The sequence below is a fragment of the Streptococcus sp. SN-1 genome (genome assembly GCF_041154385.1).
GTDB lineage: Bacteria > Bacillota > Bacilli > Lactobacillales > Streptococcaceae > Streptococcus > Streptococcus mitis_CT.
The window spans coordinates 1,243,749-1,261,932 of record NZ_AP028929.1 but is presented as its reverse complement, the minus strand read 5'-3'; the positions used below and the strand labels follow the sequence as shown (position 1 = coordinate 1,261,932).

Sequence of the window (18,184 nt, the reverse complement as noted above, 5' to 3'; positions counted from 1 at the left end):
GTATCGTTTCGCTAAAAAATCGTCGGAGAATTTATTTAATGGCAACCTGAGAGTTGCCGAATAGAAAGGAGAAGATACATTGTTCGCGGAAGTGAACACGCCCTAAGAACTGTGTGAAAAAGATAAACATTGTCTTGACGCTGAAGGCGTCTGCACCGAGTTTCCTATTTTCACTGTGTTCTTTACGGGCTTTGTATCATAAACTATGCCTAAACGTACTGATATTCAAAAAATTATGGTGATTGGTTCTGGTCCGATTATTATTGGTCAGGCTGCTGAGTTTGACTACGCTGGGACCCAGGCTTGCTTGTCGTTGAAAGAGGAAGGTTATGAGGTTGTCTTGGTTAACTCAAACCCTGCCACCATCATGACGGACAAGGAGATTGCGGACAAGGTTTATATTGAACCGATTACACTTGAGTTTGTAACGCGTATTCTTCGTAAGGAACGTCCAGATGCCTTGCTACCAACCCTTGGTGGTCAGACAGGGCTCAACATGGCCATGGAATTGTCTAAAAATGGTATCCTAGATGAACTTGGTGTTGAGCTTCTGGGAACTAAATTATCTGCCATTGACCAAGCGGAGGACCGTGACCTCTTTAAACAATTGATGGAAGAGCTCAACCAACCAATTCCAGAATCTGAAATTGTTAACACAGTAGAAGAAGCAGTTGCCTTTGCAGCAACAATTGGCTACCCAGTCATCGTCCGTCCAGCCTTTACACTTGGTGGTACTGGTGGTGGTATGTGTGCCAACGAGGAAGAATTGCGTGAAATCGCTGAAAATGGTTTGAAATTGTCACCTGTTACCCAATGTTTGATTGAGCGTTCAATCGCAGGTTTCAAGGAAATCGAATACGAAGTGATGCGTGACTCAGCTGACAATGCCTTGGTTGTTTGTAACATGGAAAACTTTGACCCTGTTGGAATTCACACAGGGGACTCTATCGTATTTGCCCCTGCGCAAACCATGTCAGATTATGAAAACCAAATGCTACGTGACGCGAGCTTGAGCATCATTCGTGCCCTTAAGATTGAAGGGGGATGTAACGTTCAGTTGGCCCTTGATCCCCACAGCTTCAAGTACTATGTCATCGAAGTAAACCCTCGTGTATCGCGTTCGTCAGCCCTTGCTTCTAAGGCGACAGGTTACCCAATTGCCAAATTGGCTGCTAAGATTGCCGTCGGTTTGACCTTGGATGAGGTTATTAACCCAGTCACGGGTTCAACCTATGCCATGTTTGAGCCAGCCCTTGACTACGTCGTTGCCAAGATTCCACGTTTCCCATTTGACAAGTTTGAAAAGGGTGAGCGCCGTCTTGGGACACAGATGAAGGCCACTGGAGAAGTCATGGCAATCGGTCGAAACATCGAAGAATCTCTCCTTAAAGCTTGTCGTTCCCTTGAAATTGGTGTGCACCACAATGAAATGCCTGAGCTTGCAGCAGTTTCTGATGATGCCTTGATTGAAAAGGTTGTTAAGGCCCAAGATGACCGTCTCTTCTATGTGTCAGAAGCTATTCGCCGTGGTTACACACCAGAAGAAATTGCAGAACTTACAAAAATCGATATCTTTTATCTCGATAAACTTCTACATATCTTTGAGATTGAGCAGGAGTTGGGTGCCCATCCACAAGATCTTGAAGTGTTGAAAACTGCAAAATTGAATGGATTTTCAGACCGTAAGATTGCTGAACTATGGAAAACGACAGCTGACCAAGTTCGCCAACTTCGTTTGGAAAACAAGATTGTCCCAGTCTACAAGATGGTCGATACTTGTGCGGCAGAATTTGACTCTGAAACACCATATTTCTATTCAACCTATGGTTGGGAAAATGAATCTATCAGATCTGATAAGGAATCTGTACTAGTTCTAGGTTCAGGTCCAATCCGTATCGGTCAAGGGGTCGAGTTTGACTACGCAACTGTTCATTCAGTTAAGGCTATTCAGGCGGCTGGCTATGAGGCCATCATCATGAACTCAAACCCAGAGACCGTCTCTACAGACTTCTCTGTATCAGACAAGCTTTACTTTGAACCATTGACATTCGAAGATGTTATGAATGTCATCGACTTGGAGCAACCAAAGGGCGTTATCGTTCAGTTCGGTGGTCAAACAGCCATCAACCTTGCGGAGCCATTGGCAAAAGCAGGTGTGACCATCCTTGGTACACAGGTCGCTGACCTAGACCGTGCGGAAGACCGTGACCTCTTCGAGCAAGCTCTTAAAGATTTGGATATTCCACAGCCACCAGGACAAACGGCTACAAATGAAGAAGAAGCAGTGCTTGCAGCTCGCAAGATTGGCTTCCCAGTCTTAGTTCGCCCATCTTATGTTTTAGGTGGACGTGCTATGGAAATCGTAGAAAATGAAGAAGATCTTCGTTCTTACATGCGTACAGCGGTTAAGGCTAGTCCTGACCATCCAGTCCTTGTTGACTCTTATATCGTTGGACAAGAGTGTGAAGTTGATGCTATTTCAGACGGAGAAGATGTTCTCATCCCTGGTATCATGGAGCACATCGAACGTGCCGGTGTCCACTCAGGTGACTCAATGGCCGTTTACCCACCACAAACCTTGTCGCAAAAGGTGCAAGAAACAATCGCAGACTATACTAAACGTCTAGCAATCGGTCTTAACTGCCTTGGAATGATGAACATCCAGTTTGTTATCAAGGATGAAAAAGTCTACGTTATTGAGGTCAATCCACGTGCCAGCCGTACGGTACCTTTCCTTTCAAAAGTAACTAATATTCCAATGGCTCAGGTAGCTACTAAGCTCATTCTTGGTCAAAACCTTGAAGAACTTGGCTACCAAGATGGACTTTACCCTGAAAGCACTCGCGTTCATATTAAAGCACCAGTCTTCTCCTTCACGAAACTAGCTAAGGTAGACAGCTTGCTCGGTCCTGAAATGAAGTCAACAGGTGAAGTTATGGGTTCTGATACGACTTTGGAAAAAGCTCTCTATAAAGCCTTTGAAGCTTCTTACTTACACTTGCCAACCTTTGGTAACGTTGTATTCACTATCGCTGATGATGCAAAAGAAGAAGCCTTGGACTTGGCTCGTCGTTTCCAAAATATTGGCTATGGAATCCTCGCGACAGAAGGGACAGCAGCCTTCTTTGCCAGTCATGGATTACATGCTCAGCCTGTTGGTAAGATTGGTGATGACGATAAGGATATTCCAAACTTTGTTCGTAAAGGAAGAATCCAAGCTATTATTAACACAGTGGGAACCAAACGTACTGCTGACGAAGATGGTGAGCAGATTCGCCGTTCAGCCATTGAACACGGTGTGCCCCTCTTCACAGCCCTAGATACAGCTAACGCCATGCTCAAAGTGTTGGAAAGCCGTAGTTTTGTCACAGAAGCGATCTAGTTGAGAAAAATTTTTCACATTTTTAAAGCCAGCGTTTTCTGACGCTGGCTTTTGCGATATTAGTGCAGGCTATTCAACTATCAGTTCTTCACTCAAGGATGATTATGAATTGTGATACGATAAGAATAAATTGAGAATGGCTTATGATGTTAATCGTTCCCCTTTTTTGTAATTCTAGTATATCAGATCAATATAAATTTGCATGCTACTCCCTTTTGAAAAATGGCTATTTCAGGTTAAAAAAACGACATTTTAGATTTTCTGTTCCAGAAAAAGCTATCGCTATGATATAATTATTTTATGATTATTACCATTCCTATAAAAAACCAAAAAGATATTGGTACACCATCTGATTCAGTCGTTGTTCTCGGCTATTTTGATGGTATACACAAGGGGCATCAAGAATTATTTCGCATTGCCAATAAGGCTGCGAGAAAAGATTTATTACCTATCGTCGTTATGACCTTTAATGAATCTCCAAAGATTGCTTTAGAGCCTTATCATCCTGATCTGTTTTTACATATTTTGAACCCTGCTGAACGTGAGAGGAAATTAAAGCGTGAAGGCGTAGAAGAATTATATCTCCTTGATTTTAGTAGTCAATTCGCTAGTCTCACGGCAGAAGAATTTTTTGCAACCTATATCAAGGCTATGAACGCCAAAATTATTGTTGCAGGTTTTGATTATACATTTGGTTCTGACAAAAAGACGGCAGAAGACTTAAAGGATTACTTTGATGGAGAAGTCATTATCGTTCCACCTGTAGAAGATGAGAAAGGAAAGATTAGTTCAACTCGTATCCGTCAAGCTATTTTAGATGGAAATGTAAAAGAAGCAGGAGAACTTTTGGGGGCACCGCTTCCATCAAGAGGTATGGTGGTTCATGGCAATGCTCGTGGTCGTACGATTGGTTATCCAACAGCTAATTTGGTGCTTTTAGATCGTACTTATATGCCAGCAGATGGCGTTTATGTCGTTGATGTTGAGATTCAAAGACAGAAGTATCGTGCTATGGCTAGTGTCGGGAAAAATGTGACCTTTGATGGAGAAGAAGCACGTTTTGAAGTCAATATTTTTGATTTTAATCAAGATATTTATGGGGAAACCGTCATGGTTTATTGGCTTGATCGCATTCGAGATATGAGCAAATTTGACTCAGTTGACCAATTAGTGGATCAGTTAAGGGCTGATGAAGAAGTAGCTCGGAATTGGTCTTAAGAGTTTGGGTAATTAAAAAAGAGGCTGTTTGTAACCCAAAAGATAGATGAATAAGTCTAACTTTTGAGGTCACTACACTACCTCTTTTATTCTTTTTCAAAGGTGAATCCTTCTCCAAGGATTTCATGGGCTTCTGTAATGGTTATAAAGGCTTGAGGATCGATTCGATGAATCATTTCCTTCATTTTCACAATCTCATTTCTACCGACAATACAGTAGATAATCTTCAAATCTTTTTGACTATAGTAGCCTTGACCAGAAATAAAAGTAACGCCTCTTCCTAGATCATCATTAATCGCTTTAGCAAGTTGGTCAGGACGTTTTGTGATAATCATAAAGCCTTTACCAGCATAGCCACCTTCTCCAATCAAATCAATGACACGAGAAACGATAAAATCAAATAAGAGCGTGTAAGAAACCAATCTCAAGTCCTTGAAGATTAGGAGAATGAGCATGAGAATACAAAAATCTAAGATAAAGAGCAGTTTTCCCATTGATATATGAGTGTATTTATTGAGAATACGAGCTAGAATATCAGTACCACCAGTTGTACCTCCAGCATTAAATATAATTCCAAGACCGATTCCCAATAGAATTCCCGCTATAAGAGCTGTGATTAGTAAATCACCTTGAAGGTCAATATGAAGGGGAATACGCTCGAAAAAAGCCAACCAGGCAGACAAGGCTAAGGTTCCGAGCAAACTAGAATAGAGGGATTTTGCTCCAAATATTTTCCAAGCTAGGATGAAAAGGGGAATGTTAATCAGCAAGTTCATGAGCGAAACAGGGATTTTAAAAAGATAAAAGGTGATGAGGGTAATACCTGTCGCCCCTCCTTCAAAGAGATGACGGGGAACTACAAAATAAGTCAGTCCAAAAGCATAAATAGCAGCACCTAGTAAAATGGTTAAAATGGGGTAAATTTTTTTAATCATAGGACACCTCTTTTCTTATAAGTTGATTATATCAAATTTTTACGGAAAATTTGATTGACTCCATTAGGATTTTTAATCTTTTTTTGATATAATTAGAAGTAAGAAAACCAATCTGAATCCTAAAATAGAAAGATTGATACTATGACAAAAATTAAGATTGTAACCGATTCATCTGTTACTATTGAACCAGAACTAGTAAAACAATTAGATATTACAATTGTTCCATTATCTGTAATGATTGATAATGTTGTTTATTCTGATGCGGATTTGAAAGAGGAAGGTAAATTTCTTCAGTTGATGCAAGCAAGTAAGAATCTTCCTAAGACAAGTCAACCTCCTGTAGGTGTCTTTGCTGAAGTTTTTGAAGACCTATGCAAAGATGGTAGCCAGATTCTTGCTATTCATATGTCCCATGCTCTTTCGGGGACTGTAGAAGCAGCACGCCAAGGTGCCAGCCTATCTACTGCCGACGTGACAGTTATCGATAGTTCCTTTACTGACCAAGCCTTGAAATTCCAAGTTGTTGAGGCTGCGAAATTAGCACAAGAAAGCAAAGATATGGCGGAAATTTTATCTCACGTTGAAGAGGTAAAAAACCATACGGAGCTCTATATTGGTGTTTCTACTCTAGAAAATCTAGTAAAAGGTGGACGAATTGGCCGTGTAACTGGATTGTTGAGCTCACTTCTCAATATCCGTGTTGTCATGCAAATGAAAGACCATGAATTGCAGCCAATTGTTAAAGGTCGTGGAGCTAAAACCTTTAAAAAATGGTTAGATGAGTTGACAACATCTCTCTCTGAACGTTCTGTAGCAGAGATTGGAATTTCATATTCTGGTAATGCTGACTGGGCAAAAGAGATGAAAGAAAGTTTACAAGCCTATGTTGAAAAACCAATTTCTGTTTTAGAAACCGGTTCTATTATTCAGACTCATACAGGTGAGAATGCGTGGGCTATTTTGGTACGTTACCATTCCTAAAAAAATAAAGAAAATGCGAATAAACAGCGTTTTTAACTTGACCTATAAGGGATTTTAGGATATGATTATATTTGTTAATTAGAAATTAATTTGGAGGAATCATTAACATGGCAAACAAACAAGATTTGATCGCTAAAGTAGCAGAAGCTACAGAATTGACTAAGAAAGACTCAGCAGCAGCAGTTGAAGCTGTATTTTCAGCAGTAGCTGACTACCTTGCAGCTGGTGAAAAAGTTCAATTGATCGGTTTTGGTAACTTTGAAGTTCGTGAGCGTGCTGCACGTAAAGGTCGCAACCCACAAACTGGTAAAGAAATCACAATTGCAGCTTCTAAAGTTCCAGCATTCAAAGCTGGTAAAGCTCTTAAAGACGCTGTTAAATAATTAGTCTTTAAAAAGCCTGTCATATCAAGCATTTGAGCTTGTGTGACAGGCTTTTTTGTGGCTCTTTGTCAACTGTAGTGGGTTGAAGAAAAGCTAAGATCGAGAAAGGACACATTTCGTCCTTTCTTTTTTGATATTGAGAGCGATAAAAATCCGTTTTTTGAAGTTTTCAAAGTTCCGAAAACCAAAGGCATTTCGCTTGATAAGTTTGATGAGATTATTGGTCGCTTCCAATTTGGCGTTGGAATAGGGTAGTTGAAGGGCGTTGACAATCTTTTCTTTATCCTTGAGGAAGGTTTTAAAGACAGTCTGAAAAAGAGGATGAACCTGCTTTAGATTGTCCTCAATAAGTCCGAAGAATTTGTCAGGTTCCTTGTTCTGAAAGTGAAAAAGTAAGAGCTGATAGAGATTGTAGTGGTGTCTCAAGTCTTCTGAATAGCTCAAAAGCTTGTCTAGAATTTCTTTATTTGTTAAGTGCATGCGAAAAGTAGGGCGATAAAAACGTTTATCACTGAGTTTACGACTATCCTGCTGTATGAGCTTCCAGTAGCGCTTGATGGCTTTGTATTCATGGGATTTTCGCTCAAATTGATTCATGATTTGGACACGAACACGACTCATAGCACGGCTTAAGTGTTGTACAATGTGAAATCGATCTAGAACGATTTTAGCACATGGAAAAAGCTGTTTAGCCAAGGCATAATAAGGACTAAACATATCCATCGTAATGATTTTCACCTGACAACGAACAGCTCGCTCGTAGCGCAGAAAGTGATTTCGTATGATAGCCTGTGTTCTGCCTTCAAGAACAGTGATGATGTTAAGATTATCAAAATCTTGTGCAATGAAACTCATCTTTCCCTTGGTAAAGGCATACTCGTCCCAAGACATAATCTCTGGAAGACGAGAAAAATCATGCTTAAAACGGAAGTCATTAAGCTTGCGAATGACAGTTGAAGTTGAAATAGCCAGTTGATGAGCGATATCGGTCATAGAAGTTTTTTCAATCAATTTTTGCGCAATTTTTTGGTTGATAATACGAGGAATTTGGTGATTTTTCTCGACGAGAGAGGTCTGTGAGACCATCATTTTAGAGCAATGATAGCACTTGAAACGACGCTTTTTAAGGAGGATTCTGGTAGGCATACCAGTTGTTTCAAGGTAAGGAATTTTCGATGGTTTTTGGAAGTCATATTTCTTCATTTGACTTCCACATTCAGGACAAGATGGGGCCTCATAATCCAGTTTAGCGATGATTTCCTTGTGGGTATCTCTATTAACAACATCCATAATTTGGACATTAGGGTCTTTGATATCGAGTAGTTTTGTGATAAAATGTAATGGTTCCATATGATTCTTTCTAATGAGTTGTTTCGTCGCTTTTCATTATAGGTCATATGGGACTTTTTTTCTACACAAAAATAGGCTCCATAATATCTATAGGGGATTTACCCACTACAAATATTATAGAGCCTTTTTTGTTTGTTTTGGGGCATTTTTGGGGCAAAACACTATTTTTCCCTTTGTTACTTGTTTTAGGATGATATCAATCTGCGTTTTCATTGTTTTATAAGAGAGATGAGTCTTTATTGTTTATCCGTAGGATGATCGACTATTTTAAATAATACTGTATTTCTAGCTTATACTCTTTTAAAATCTCTTCAAACCACGTCAGCTTCACCTTGGATTATATATGTGACTGACTTCGTTAGTCTTATCTACAATCTCAAAGCAGTGCTTTGAGCAACCTGTGGCTAGCTTCCTAGTTTTCTCTTTGATTTTCATTGAGTATTATTTGTCTCAAAATCAAACCATGAAGATGGATAATTGCATTCTATGATATTATATTGATTTTCAGCTGAAGTCATATTAAAAATATTTAAGTAGAAAGAAAAGTCATATACTGTCTATTGAAAATATTATAAATCAGATACAAAGACAGGTGAAACCTTCTGTGTTATACTAGAGATATGTTAGATTTGAAAGAATATGGTATCGTCATGTGGCCGGAGGAGAAGATCCTTTCTTTTCGTGAGAAACTCCTCAACTGGTATGATGGAAACAAGCGAGATTTACCGTGGCGTAGAAGTAAAAATCCTTATCATATCTGGGTGTCTGAAATTATGCTCCAGCAGACCAGGGTGGATACGGTTATTCCTTACTATGAACGGTTCTTGGACTGGTTTCCAACAGTGGAAAGTTTGGCGAATGCGTCTGAAGAGCGTTTGTTAAAGGCTTGGGAGGGACTGGGATATTATTCTCGAGTTCGTAATATGCAGGCTGCAGCCCAGCAGATTATGACTGACTTTGGTGGTCAATTTCCAAACACCTATGAAGGAATTTCCAGTTTGAAAGGAATTGGCCCTTACACGGCCGGAGCCATATCCAGTATTGCTTTTAACTTGCCTGAGCCAGCTGTAGATGGTAATGTTATGCGTGTTTTGGCCCGCCTGTTCGAAGTCAACCATGATATTGGGATTCCAAGTAATCGCAAAATTTTTCAGGCAATGATGGAAATCCTGATTGACCCAGAAAGGCCTGGTGACTTTAATCAAGCCTTGATGGACTTGGGCTCAGATATTGAGGCGCCTGTAAATCCAAGACCAGAAGAAAGCCCAGTTAAGGACTTCAGTGCGGCATATCAGAATGGCACAATGGACTGTTATCCAATTAAGGCTCCCAAGAAAAAGCCTGTCCCAATTTATCTTAAAGCCTTGGTGGTCAAAAATACTCAAGGACAATTTTTACTTGAAAAAAATGAGAGTGAAAAGTTGTTGGCAGGATTTTGGCATTTTCCCTTGATAGAAGTAGATGAGTTTTTGCAAGAGGAGCAGTTTGACCTCTTTCATCAGGTTGCAGAAGAAAGTGTAAACTTTGGCCCCAGTCCAGAAGAGAGTTTCCAGCAGGACTATGACCTAGAAGTTGATTGGCTTGATGTTTGTTTTGAGACTGTCAAGCATGTCTTTAGCCATCGAAAGTGGCATGTTCAAATTGTAGCAGGTCAGGTGAGTGACTTTCATGATTTTTCAGATAGGGAAGTTCGCTGGCTTTCACCAGAAGAGTTCAAGGATGTTCCACTTGCCAAACCCCAACAAAAAATCTGGCAGGCTTATGCACAAGCCAACTTAGACAGTAGCAAAGACTAGCTATTGTGTCTTCTTGCTATTTTTTTGGTATAATAGTAGAGAAAAAGGTGAACATATGAAAAAAATATTAATTGTAGATGATGAAAAACCAATCTCAGATATTATCAAGTTTAATATGACCAAGGAAGGTTACGAAGTTGTAACTGCTTTTAACGGTCGTGAAGCGCTAGAGCAATTTGAAGCAGAGCAGCCAGATATTATTATTTTGGATTTGATGCTTCCAGAAATTGATGGTTTAGAAGTTGCGAAGACTATTCGCAAGACTAGTAGTGTGCCTATTATCATGCTGTCAGCTAAAGACAGTGAATTTGATAAGGTTATCGGTTTGGAGCTTGGAGCGGATGACTATGTGACAAAACCCTTCTCAAATCGTGAGTTGCAGGCGCGTGTTAAAGCTCTTCTTCGTCGCACGGACTTGGTTTCTGTAGATAATCAAGAATCAGATGAAAATAAAACTCAACCCTTGCAAATTGGGGACTTGGAGATTGTTCCAGATGCCTATGTTGCTAAGAAATACGGTGAAGAACTAGATTTAACCCACCGTGAATTTGAACTCTTGTACCATTTGGCTTCTCATATCGGTCAAGTGATTACACGTGAACACTTGCTTGAAACGGTCTGGGGTTACGATTATTTCGGAGATGTTCGGACTGTTGATGTAACTATCAGACGTTTGCGTGAGAAGATTGAAGACACACCAAGTCGTCCTGAGTATATCCTAACACGTCGCGGTGTTGGTTATTATATGAGAAATAATGATTAAACTAATTAAAGATACAGTTTTAACCAGTGATTTTATCTTTATCCTCATTCTACTTGGCTTTATTTTAGTGGTGACCTTGCTCTTACTAGAAAATCGTCGGGATAATATTCGGTTGAAGCAAATCAATCAAAAGGTAAAAGACCTGATTGCAGGAGATTATTCTCAGGTATTGGATATGCAGGGAAGCTCTGAAATCACCAATATTACTAATAATCTCAATGATTTATCAGAAGTAATTCGTTTAACCCAAGAAAATCTGGAACAAGAGAGTAAACGATTACATAGTATCCTATCTTACATGACCGACGGAGTCCTTGCGACCAATCGTCGTGGTAAGATTACTATGATTAATGACATGGCTAAGAAACAGTTAGGTGTTCAGAAAGAAGATGTTCTTAACAAGAGTATCCTAGAGTTACTTAAGATTGAAGATGAGTATGAACTTCGTGATTTGATTACCCAAATTCCTGAGCTCATCATTGATTCTCAGGATGCTAATGGTGAGTATCTAAGCCTCCGTGTTCGCTTTGCCTTGATTCGTCGAGAGTCTGGCTTTATTTCGGGTCTGGTTGCTGTTTTGCATGATACGACGGAGCAGGAGAAGGAAGAACGCGAACGGAGGCTCTTTGTTTCCAACGTTAGTCATGAGCTACGTACTCCTCTAACTAGTGTGAAATCTTATCTTGAAGCCTTGGATGAGGGGGCTTTGTGTGAAACTGTAGCACCAGACTTTATCAAGGTATCTCTAGATGAAACCAACCGTATGATGCGAATGGTGACGGATCTCCTCCATCTCTCACGGATTGATAATGCGACCAGTCACCTAGATGTGGAACTGATTAACTTTACTGCCTTTATTACTTTTATCCTCAACCGTTTTGATCAGATAAGAGGGCAGGATGAAGAGAAAAAATATGATTTGGTAAGGGATTATCCAATTACCTCTGTCTGGATTGAAATTGATACAGATAAGATGACACAGGTGATTGATAATATTCTTAACAATGCCATCAAGTATTCGCCAGATGGTGGAAAAATCACAGTGACCATGAAGACGACTGATGATCAGATGATTTTATCCATCTCAGACCAAGGTTTGGGTATTCCTAAGCAGGATTTACCACGTATTTTTGACCGTTTTTATCGTGTGGATCGTGCTAGAAGTCGTGCCCAGGGTGGAACAGGTCTGGGACTGTCTATTGCCAAAGAAATTATCAAACAACATAAAGGCTTTATTTGGGCCAAGAGTGAATACGGTAAGGGATCAACCTTTACCATTGTGCTCCCTTATGATAAGGATGCAGTGAAAGAAGAAGTATGGGAGGATGAAGTAGAAGACTAGAATGAGTGAAACAGGCTTTAAATACAGTATTTTAGCGTCGGGTTCCAGTGGAAATTCCTTTTATCTGGAAACTCCAAAAAAGAAGCTTTTAGTGGATGCAGGCTTGTCTGGCAAGAAAATTACCAGTCTCCTTGCTGAAATTAATCGCAAACCAGAAGATCTGGATGCTATTTTGATTACGCATGAGCATTCAGACCATATCCATGGAGTGGGTGTTTTGGCTCGCAAGTATGGTATGGATTTGTATGCCAATGAAAAGACTTGGCAGGCTATGGAAAATAGCAAGTATCTTGGCAAGGTAGATTCTTCACAAAAGCATATCTTTGAAATGGGCAAAACCAAAACCTTTGGAGATATCGATATCGAGAGTTTTGGTGTGAGTCATGATGCAGTCGCACCGCAGTTCTATCGCTTTATGAAGGATGATAAGAGTTTTGTCCTTTTGACAGATACTGGTTATGTTAGTGACCGTATGGCAGGGATTGTCGAAAATGCAGATGGCTATCTTATCGAGTCCAACCATGATGTAGAGATTTTACGAGCAGGTTCCTATGCTTGGCGACTCAAACAACGAATCCTATCTGATCTCGGTCACCTTTCTAACGAGGACGGTGCTGAAGCCATGATTCGGACGCTAGGAAATCGCACTAAGAAAATCTATCTTGGTCACTTGTCTAAGGAAAACAATATCAAGGAGCTGGCTCACATGACCATGGTCAACCAGCTAGCACAAGCTGATCTGGGAGTTGGAGTAGACTTTAAGGTTTATGATACCTCACCAGATACCGCAACACCATTGACAGATATATAAAAAGAAGGCGAATGTGCCTTCTTTTTTAGATATCTAGTAGGGATTTGGTGTGGTATAATGTTTACAAATGATATAGGAGAAGTAGTGTGAAAAGAAAATGGTTATTTGAGGATTACTATGACACAACTATTATCATACTTGCGTTAATCTCTGTTATTCTGGTATTGCTTGGATTTGCTGAGATGGTCGATTTGGACAATCCTACGTACAACATTATTGATTTACTACTTTGGGGTGTTTTTGTGGTAGATTATGGCTGGCGGTTCTTTTTAAGTAAAGAGAAATGGCGATTCATAATTGAAAATATCTTTGATCTGCTAGCTATCCTACCTTTAAATGCTATTTTTATAGTGTTTCGATTAGGACGTATCTTTCGCTTAGCAAGGATGACAAAATTACTGAAACTGACTCGTTTACTTAGAATAATTGGACTTACAGGTAAATTAGAAAGAAAAATTAGTAGATTCTTACGAACAAATGGCCTGATTTATATCTTGTATGTTAATATCTTTATCGTGCTAGTAGGAAGTTCAATTTTATCTGTAGTTGAAGAAAAATCATTCTCAGATAGTCTTTGGTGGGCTCTTGTGACAGTAACCACTGTTGGTTATGGTGATATTGTTCCAGTTTCCCTTTTTGGGAAATGGATAGCTGTTTTATTAATGTTGGTAGGGATTAGTACAATAGGAATGTTAACAAGTACCTTAACGAACTTTTTTGTAAAGGAGAATCCAGACGAACAGATACAATTTGATAAACTCCAAGATGAATTATCTAGTCAGAGAATATTAATAGAGAAACAATCTGAAAAGATAGAAGAACTACATCGAATGATAAAAGACTTAGTTGAAAAAATATAATAAAAGTGAGACAAAACTTGATTCGAGGAGAAATCAAGTAAGTCTTGACACAATAAAACGCATAATATCAAGGTCTGGCACTTTACATTATGCGTTTTTGTGATTTTTATTAGAATGGCAATTTCCCGGCGAAAGCACCTAATTTTTTCTTAGTCGTTTCATCGATTTGTTCAAGAGCAGAGTTGATGGCTTGAACGGTCATATCAGAAAGGGTTTCGAGGTCTTCTGGGTCAACGACAGCTGGATTGAAGTCAATGCTGACAACTTTCTTATCTCCAGTTAAGGTCGCTTGAACAAGATCTTGAGCAGATTTGCCAACAAATTGCATAGCAGCAAGTTCTGCTTGGCTTTGTTCCATCTGTTTTTGAAGTTTTTGTGCTTGGCGCATCATGTTTTGCATGTTCATCATGTTGATTTACAGTTTCCTTTTATCTTATTTTCTTTCTTATTTTATCAATTTTGAGGTTAAAAGTCTATTGTTAGTATAAATCCCCCAACATTAAATTTTCTGAAAATCTATTAAAAAATGAGTGGAAACGTGGTATAATGAGACGTAAAATTAATTCAGATTTCCTGAACCGATAGGAGTAAACAATGAAAAAACTAGGTTTTGTCCTTTTATCTTCAGCCTTGCTATTGACAAGCTTGTGCTGTTAGGTTTGAAAAATCAGCAGATACAACCGATTCATCTAAGGTCACAGCCTTGTTTGAAGACAAGCAGAAAATGCTTGATAAGGCCACTGCGGAATATAAGACTTTTGTGCAAGAGCAAATCGATAAACTTTTGACAGATACGGAAGGCTTTGTCAAACTTTTGAAAGAAGGTAAGTTAGAAGAAGCCAAGAAGGTCAATTCACTGATTCGTATGTCTTATGAGCGTTCAGAACCAATCGCTGAGAGTTTTGGTGAGTCAGATGTCAAGATTGACTTCCGTTTGGCAGACTATATGGACGAAAACAAGACCGAGAAAGGTTGGTCAGGTTTCCATCGTATCGAGCGTATCCTTTGGGAAGACAATACAACAAAAGGATCTGAAAATCTAGATAAGGAAGAGTAAATCTGCTCTAATAAAAAAACTTTGTTCTCTAGAAACCATCGTTTGGCTAGCTAGAGTGCAAAGTTTTTTTATTTTCTAGTTAAAATGAAGACTGTATTCTTTATAATCACAAGGCTATTAAGGGAGCAGTTGACATTAAAATGATGATTTTGAGTTTTTATTATTTTTGCTTTGTAGCAAGGTAACATAGTCGCTTTTTGTGTGGAATAAGTGGGAAAGAAAAACAGTTCTTTGAGTTTGATCGATAAAGTAAAGCAAGATATATTGCCCGATAATTTTTCCTCGTGTGGGGTACTTACTATTGATTTTAAGTCCGATTTTTTCATCTGCATCAAAGCCAGCTTCAGGAAAGGTTTCTAAACTTTTTAAGCCGTCTAAAATTTTAACCACAGTATTTTTAGCAGACTGAGGTGATAAAAGAACAGTAGTGATATAATCATGAATACTGTCAATTGCCTGACTCACTTCAGTAGATAGAATCACTTTATAAGCCATATCGTAGCCTCATATCGTCTAGGGAAGTTCCTTGTCCGGATTCATATTCTCTTAAGGCGCGTTCCGATTGGGCTTGTAGTTCCTGAATCAATCGCTCACGATGTAAATCTTCTGCAGTTTTTATTGGCAAATCCTGTTCGAGAACAATCTGCTCGATAAAAAGACTAATAGCATCAGTCATGGTCATTCCTTTTTCCCTGATGATAGCTCTAGCTTGTTCCATTGATGACTCATTGATTTTAAAATTGTACTGCTTAGTAAGTGATGTAGTCATGGCATATCTCCAATCTATACTATATATAGCTAGTATATATCTTTTCTATTTTTTAGGCAAGGAAAAACTTTGTAGTCTAGAAAGTATCGCGTGGCTAGCTAGAGTGCAAAGTTTTTTTGAGTCTGGAATATGAAAACAGCAGTTAATTTCAAGAAACAAAAAAAGAACAGCCGAAGCTGTCTTTTTATCATTATTTGAGACCGTATTTTACAAAGGTATACTCTGTAATATTTAAATCCTTATTAAATCAACGTTTCTAAAGGGAAAGTAGCTGTAAAATATTATATATATAGCGTATTATTAAACCAAGACGGTACCAAAAAGGTACCAAAAATTAAGGTTTCGGAGCTTATAAAATAAAGAAAGATGTCTCAGGTATTTGAGATTTTTTTTTGCAAAGAAAAAACTCTTGAATATAATCCAAGAGTGAAACGAACAGGACCGATGGTAGTCAGGGGTCTTTACAGCACAAGGCTGAAGGCAGTCCCATACCAGTACCAGAAAATGGCACCTTTGAACGATCTGTTACCAGTCGTCCTACGTTATCCTATCCTTAGTTATAGTTTAGGATAAATAATAAAGAATGTCAACAATAATTTATATTACCTTAGGTGGTTGGAACAATTGGCTTATACTTGATTGTTTTATTCCAATTTCCTTTTGACAACAAGTAACCTATGACTTCTTATTCCTGTTGTAATCGGTCGGCAACTTTCCAGTCTGCCGACACGACCCAACTAGTCTAATTCGTCATAGCTTGCTGTCAAAAGTTTTCTCGGCATAAAGAGGTTGTTCAGCGTTCTAGAGTTTGTTCGTAGATTTTTTTGATGACTTTGACAGCACCAACAAGTTTAATAGGTTTGAAAGCATTAAGTTGTTTTGTAAGGTTTTGGAATTCCTTTTGTTTCATGTAGTTTTTAGCCTGATTTCTCCATACCCCAAGCTTTCTGCTGGCTATATTTAGACGGTCACGAAGTTGTGAAATTTTATTTTTCAAGCTATTGTTTTCAATTTCTAAAATTCGTTTTTGATTTTTAGTTTCTCGAAGTTCGTCTAATATCTCATTTTTATTACTTGCTACATTTCTCAGTAGATTTAATTCCTTATTTTGTTGCTGGACAGTTTGTGACAGTTGGCGGTTCTCGTAGAAGTGTTGGATTACAGATTTTATTAGATTATTAAGTGTTTCAGGGGAGAGTTTAATTTTGCCATCGAGAGTTTTTTTACCTATCGTTCCACTTTCAAGCTGACTGATGTTCAGTCCGTCGAAGTTTTGATATTTTTGAAGGTACTCTCGAAGTTGCTTGGTAAGTTCGTTGATAGTACCTTGTTTTGTCTTTATATCTTGGTTCATACTATCAATTGTTTCACTTTTACTACCTATGATGCTGTCTACGATATCTAGATCTTCTTTTTTGATATTAATTTCTTTTTCAAGATGTGATAGTGTATCTTGTTTTTCACTTAGCTCATGATCTAGGTTTGATAGCATTTCATTTTTTTCTTCGTTTATGAATTTAAGTTCTTCGAGTTTGTTTTTTATTTCCTCGTCAACTATTTTTATATCTTCAACTTTATTTTTCAAATCTTTATTCATTTGGTTTAGTTGGGTGTTAAATTCTATTGTTTTATCGAATTTTTCGTCAATTTGTTTTTCGATTTTTTGAAGAACCTCTTGCTTGTCCTTGTATTCCTGTGTTGATAAATGTTTTTTTGTACTATCAAGTTCTCCTCGTTGAAGATGAAAACCATGTTGAGATAAATACTTGGGGAGTTCATCTTGGATTTTTTTCAACTCTTCACGATTAAAAATTGATTTGGATGATAACTTTCCTTGCTTCATTGGTACAATTCCCATATGCATGTGTGGTGTGTTTTCGTCTAGGTGAACACTAGCATAGGCAATATTTTCTAAACCATAGTTTTCAGCGAAATAATTTTTAGAAGTTTCAAAAAATCTTCTTGTCTCCTCGGGAGTAAGTTTAGCAAAAAAATCTTTATCAGATGTTATAATCCATTCATCGCAGAGAACCGCATCTTTTCGAATAGCTCGTTTAGAAATTTTGTTCTCGTCTATATAGTTTTTGATTTGCTTTTCGTACGACACAGAGCGGTCACGATCCGTCAACTCATAGTTGAGGTGTGACCTGCTCGTGTCGATGTCTTTGTTTGAGTGCTTTTCAAAAATACGTTCATTGTGTTTGTAAGCTCCACCTAAATTACCTGATTTGTACTTCGTCATTCTGGCTACAACGTAACTCATAATTCGTCCTTTCTCGGCTCAAAGGGTCGCCGAGCGTGTGGCTAAAAATTGCCACACATAAGCAAGCCTCTATGCAGTGTTCTTTACTGAGAACGGCACTACTTCCAAGTAAAGTATAACGCACTATACTTTACCTCCGGAAAAGTGTGCGGTCTCCGACGGTTTTGCTCTCTCGAAAGAGAGCAATCGGACTGTCGAAACAGTCCGATGAAAAGAGAAGTTCGAGCCACAAACTTCTCTTTTTGTTTCGCTCCGAAGAGCGAAAGGCATTCCG

At 38.7% G+C, this 18,184-nt stretch carries 15 protein-coding genes and 1 pseudogene; 10 read left to right on the top strand and 6 right to left on the bottom strand.

The features are described 5' to 3' along the window. The first annotated feature begins 205 nt into the window (after positions 1–205). Together carB and ACAM22_RS05580 are read left to right on the top strand one after the other, a co-directional pair. The gene (gene carB, locus ACAM22_RS05585) at positions 206–3,382 is read left to right on the top strand and encodes a carbamoyl-phosphate synthase large subunit (protein WP_369606491.1); all 3,177 of its coding nucleotides are present in this window, start codon (positions 206–208) and stop codon (positions 3,380–3,382) included. Positions 3,383–3,682: 300 nt separating this feature from the next. Further along, the gene (locus ACAM22_RS05580; protein WP_369606490.1) at positions 3,683–4,600 is read left to right on the top strand and encodes a bifunctional riboflavin kinase/FAD synthetase; all 918 of its coding nucleotides are present in this window, start codon (positions 3,683–3,685) and stop codon (positions 4,598–4,600) included. An 86-nt stretch (positions 4,601–4,686) separates the two neighbouring features. On the opposite strand, the gene ACAM22_RS05575 is transcribed toward ACAM22_RS05580, so the two are convergent. Further along, the gene (locus ACAM22_RS05575) at positions 4,687–5,535 is read right to left on the bottom strand and encodes a YitT family protein (RefSeq protein WP_101782020.1); all 849 of its coding nucleotides are present in this window, start codon (positions 5,533–5,535) and stop codon (positions 4,687–4,689) included. Between the two features lie 141 nt (positions 5,536–5,676). Between ACAM22_RS05575 and ACAM22_RS05570 the strand changes: the two genes are divergently transcribed. Next, positions 5,677–6,516 (top strand): DegV family protein, encoded by an 840-nt coding sequence (locus ACAM22_RS05570; RefSeq protein WP_369606489.1) that lies wholly within the window; start codon positions 5,677–5,679, stop codon positions 6,514–6,516. 107 nt (positions 6,517–6,623) lie between these two features. Next, complete coding sequence (locus ACAM22_RS05565; RefSeq protein WP_001284642.1) at positions 6,624–6,899, top strand: HU family DNA-binding protein; 276 nt, start codon at positions 6,624–6,626, stop codon at positions 6,897–6,899. Between the two features lie 93 nt (positions 6,900–6,992). Here ACAM22_RS05565 and ACAM22_RS05560 read toward each other — a convergent pair whose 3' ends face one another. Continuing rightward, positions 6,993–8,249: an ISL3 family transposase gene (locus tag ACAM22_RS05560; protein WP_212574075.1), complete on the bottom strand. Its 1,257-nt coding sequence runs from the start codon at positions 8,247–8,249 to the stop codon at positions 6,993–6,995. Between the two features lie 620 nt (positions 8,250–8,869). On the opposite strand from ACAM22_RS05560, the gene mutY reads away from it, so the two are divergent. The 5 genes from mutY (at position 8,870) to ACAM22_RS05535 (ending at position 13,821) form a co-directional block, all read left to right on the top strand. Further along, the gene (mutY, locus tag ACAM22_RS05555) at positions 8,870–10,045 is read left to right on the top strand and encodes an A/G-specific adenine glycosylase (protein WP_101785038.1); all 1,176 of its coding nucleotides are present in this window, start codon (positions 8,870–8,872) and stop codon (positions 10,043–10,045) included. Between the two features lie 55 nt (positions 10,046–10,100). Further along, positions 10,101–10,808 carry a response regulator YycF gene (yycF, locus tag ACAM22_RS05550; protein ID WP_101785036.1) on the top strand — a complete coding sequence of 236 codons (708 nt, stop codon included), beginning with the start codon at positions 10,101–10,103 and terminating at the stop codon, positions 10,806–10,808. Next, the gene (gene vicK, locus ACAM22_RS05545) at positions 10,801–12,150 is read left to right on the top strand and encodes a cell wall metabolism sensor histidine kinase VicK (RefSeq protein WP_101785034.1); all 1,350 of its coding nucleotides are present in this window, start codon (positions 10,801–10,803) and stop codon (positions 12,148–12,150) included. Before yycF ends, vicK begins: the two co-directional genes overlap by 8 nt. A gap of 1 nt (position 12,151) precedes the next feature. Beyond that, positions 12,152–12,961: an MBL fold metallo-hydrolase gene (locus ACAM22_RS05540; protein WP_000004961.1), complete on the top strand. Its 810-nt coding sequence runs from the start codon at positions 12,152–12,154 to the stop codon at positions 12,959–12,961. An 86-nt stretch (positions 12,962–13,047) separates the two neighbouring features. After that, a complete protein-coding gene (locus ACAM22_RS05535; RefSeq protein WP_285300906.1) occupies positions 13,048–13,821 on the top strand; it encodes an ion channel in 774 nt (257 codons plus the stop codon). A gap of 109 nt (positions 13,822–13,930) precedes the next feature. Here ACAM22_RS05535 and ACAM22_RS05530 read toward each other — a convergent pair whose 3' ends face one another. After that, positions 13,931–14,230: a YbaB/EbfC family nucleoid-associated protein gene (locus tag ACAM22_RS05530; RefSeq protein ID WP_000981526.1), complete on the bottom strand. Its 300-nt coding sequence runs from the start codon at positions 14,228–14,230 to the stop codon at positions 13,931–13,933. A 185-nt stretch (positions 14,231–14,415) separates the two neighbouring features. Here ACAM22_RS05530 and ACAM22_RS05525 point away from each other — a divergent pair. Next, positions 14,416–14,860 (top strand): annotated as a pseudogene (locus ACAM22_RS05525) (imelysin family protein); the annotation flags it as partial. A gap of 153 nt (positions 14,861–15,013) precedes the next feature. On the opposite strand, the gene ACAM22_RS05520 reads toward ACAM22_RS05525, so the two are convergent. The 3 genes from ACAM22_RS05520 to mobV form a co-directional block, all read right to left on the bottom strand. Next, complete coding sequence (locus tag ACAM22_RS05520) at positions 15,014–15,373, bottom strand: type II toxin-antitoxin system RelE/ParE family toxin (protein WP_261029296.1); 360 nt, start codon at positions 15,371–15,373, stop codon at positions 15,014–15,016. Continuing rightward, positions 15,363–15,647 carry a type II toxin-antitoxin system RelB/DinJ family antitoxin gene (locus ACAM22_RS05515; protein ID WP_218774794.1) on the bottom strand — a complete coding sequence of 95 codons (285 nt, stop codon included), beginning with the start codon at positions 15,645–15,647 and terminating at the stop codon, positions 15,363–15,365. The genes ACAM22_RS05520 and ACAM22_RS05515 overlap by 11 nt, the downstream gene beginning before the upstream one ends. 793 nt (positions 15,648–16,440) lie before the next feature. Then, positions 16,441–17,910 (bottom strand): MobV family relaxase, encoded by a 1,470-nt coding sequence (mobV, locus tag ACAM22_RS05510; RefSeq protein WP_261050035.1) that lies wholly within the window; start codon positions 17,908–17,910, stop codon positions 16,441–16,443. Positions 17,911–18,184 lie beyond the last annotated feature (274 nt).

Coding starts and splice junctions, on each gene's coding strand:
- carB (WP_369606491.1), top strand. CDS start 206: ATGCCTAAACGTACTGATATTCAAAAAATTATGGTGATTGGTTCTGGT.
- ACAM22_RS05580 (WP_369606490.1), top strand. CDS start 3,683: ATGATTATTACCATTCCTATAAAAAACCAAAAAGATATTGGTACACCA.
- ACAM22_RS05575 (WP_101782020.1), bottom strand. CDS start 5,535: ATGATTAAAAAAATTTACCCCATTTTAACCATTTTACTAGGTGCTGCT.
- ACAM22_RS05570 (WP_369606489.1), top strand. CDS start 5,677: ATGACAAAAATTAAGATTGTAACCGATTCATCTGTTACTATTGAACCA.
- ACAM22_RS05565 (WP_001284642.1), top strand. CDS start 6,624: ATGGCAAACAAACAAGATTTGATCGCTAAAGTAGCAGAAGCTACAGAA.
- ACAM22_RS05560 (WP_212574075.1), bottom strand. CDS start 8,249: ATGGAACCATTACATTTTATCACAAAACTACTCGATATCAAAGACCCT.
- mutY (WP_101785038.1), top strand. CDS start 8,870: ATGTTAGATTTGAAAGAATATGGTATCGTCATGTGGCCGGAGGAGAAG.
- yycF (WP_101785036.1), top strand. CDS start 10,101: ATGAAAAAAATATTAATTGTAGATGATGAAAAACCAATCTCAGATATT.
- vicK (WP_101785034.1), top strand. CDS start 10,801: ATGATTAAACTAATTAAAGATACAGTTTTAACCAGTGATTTTATCTTT.
- ACAM22_RS05540 (WP_000004961.1), top strand. CDS start 12,152: ATGAGTGAAACAGGCTTTAAATACAGTATTTTAGCGTCGGGTTCCAGT.
- ACAM22_RS05530 (WP_000981526.1), bottom strand. CDS start 14,230: ATGATGAACATGCAAAACATGATGCGCCAAGCACAAAAACTTCAAAAA.
- ACAM22_RS05520 (WP_261029296.1), bottom strand. CDS start 15,373: ATGGCTTATAAAGTGATTCTATCTACTGAAGTGAGTCAGGCAATTGAC.
- ACAM22_RS05515 (WP_218774794.1), bottom strand. CDS start 15,647: ATGACTACATCACTTACTAAGCAGTACAATTTTAAAATCAATGAGTCA.
- mobV (WP_261050035.1), bottom strand. CDS start 17,910: ATGAGTTACGTTGTAGCCAGAATGACGAAGTACAAATCAGGTAATTTA.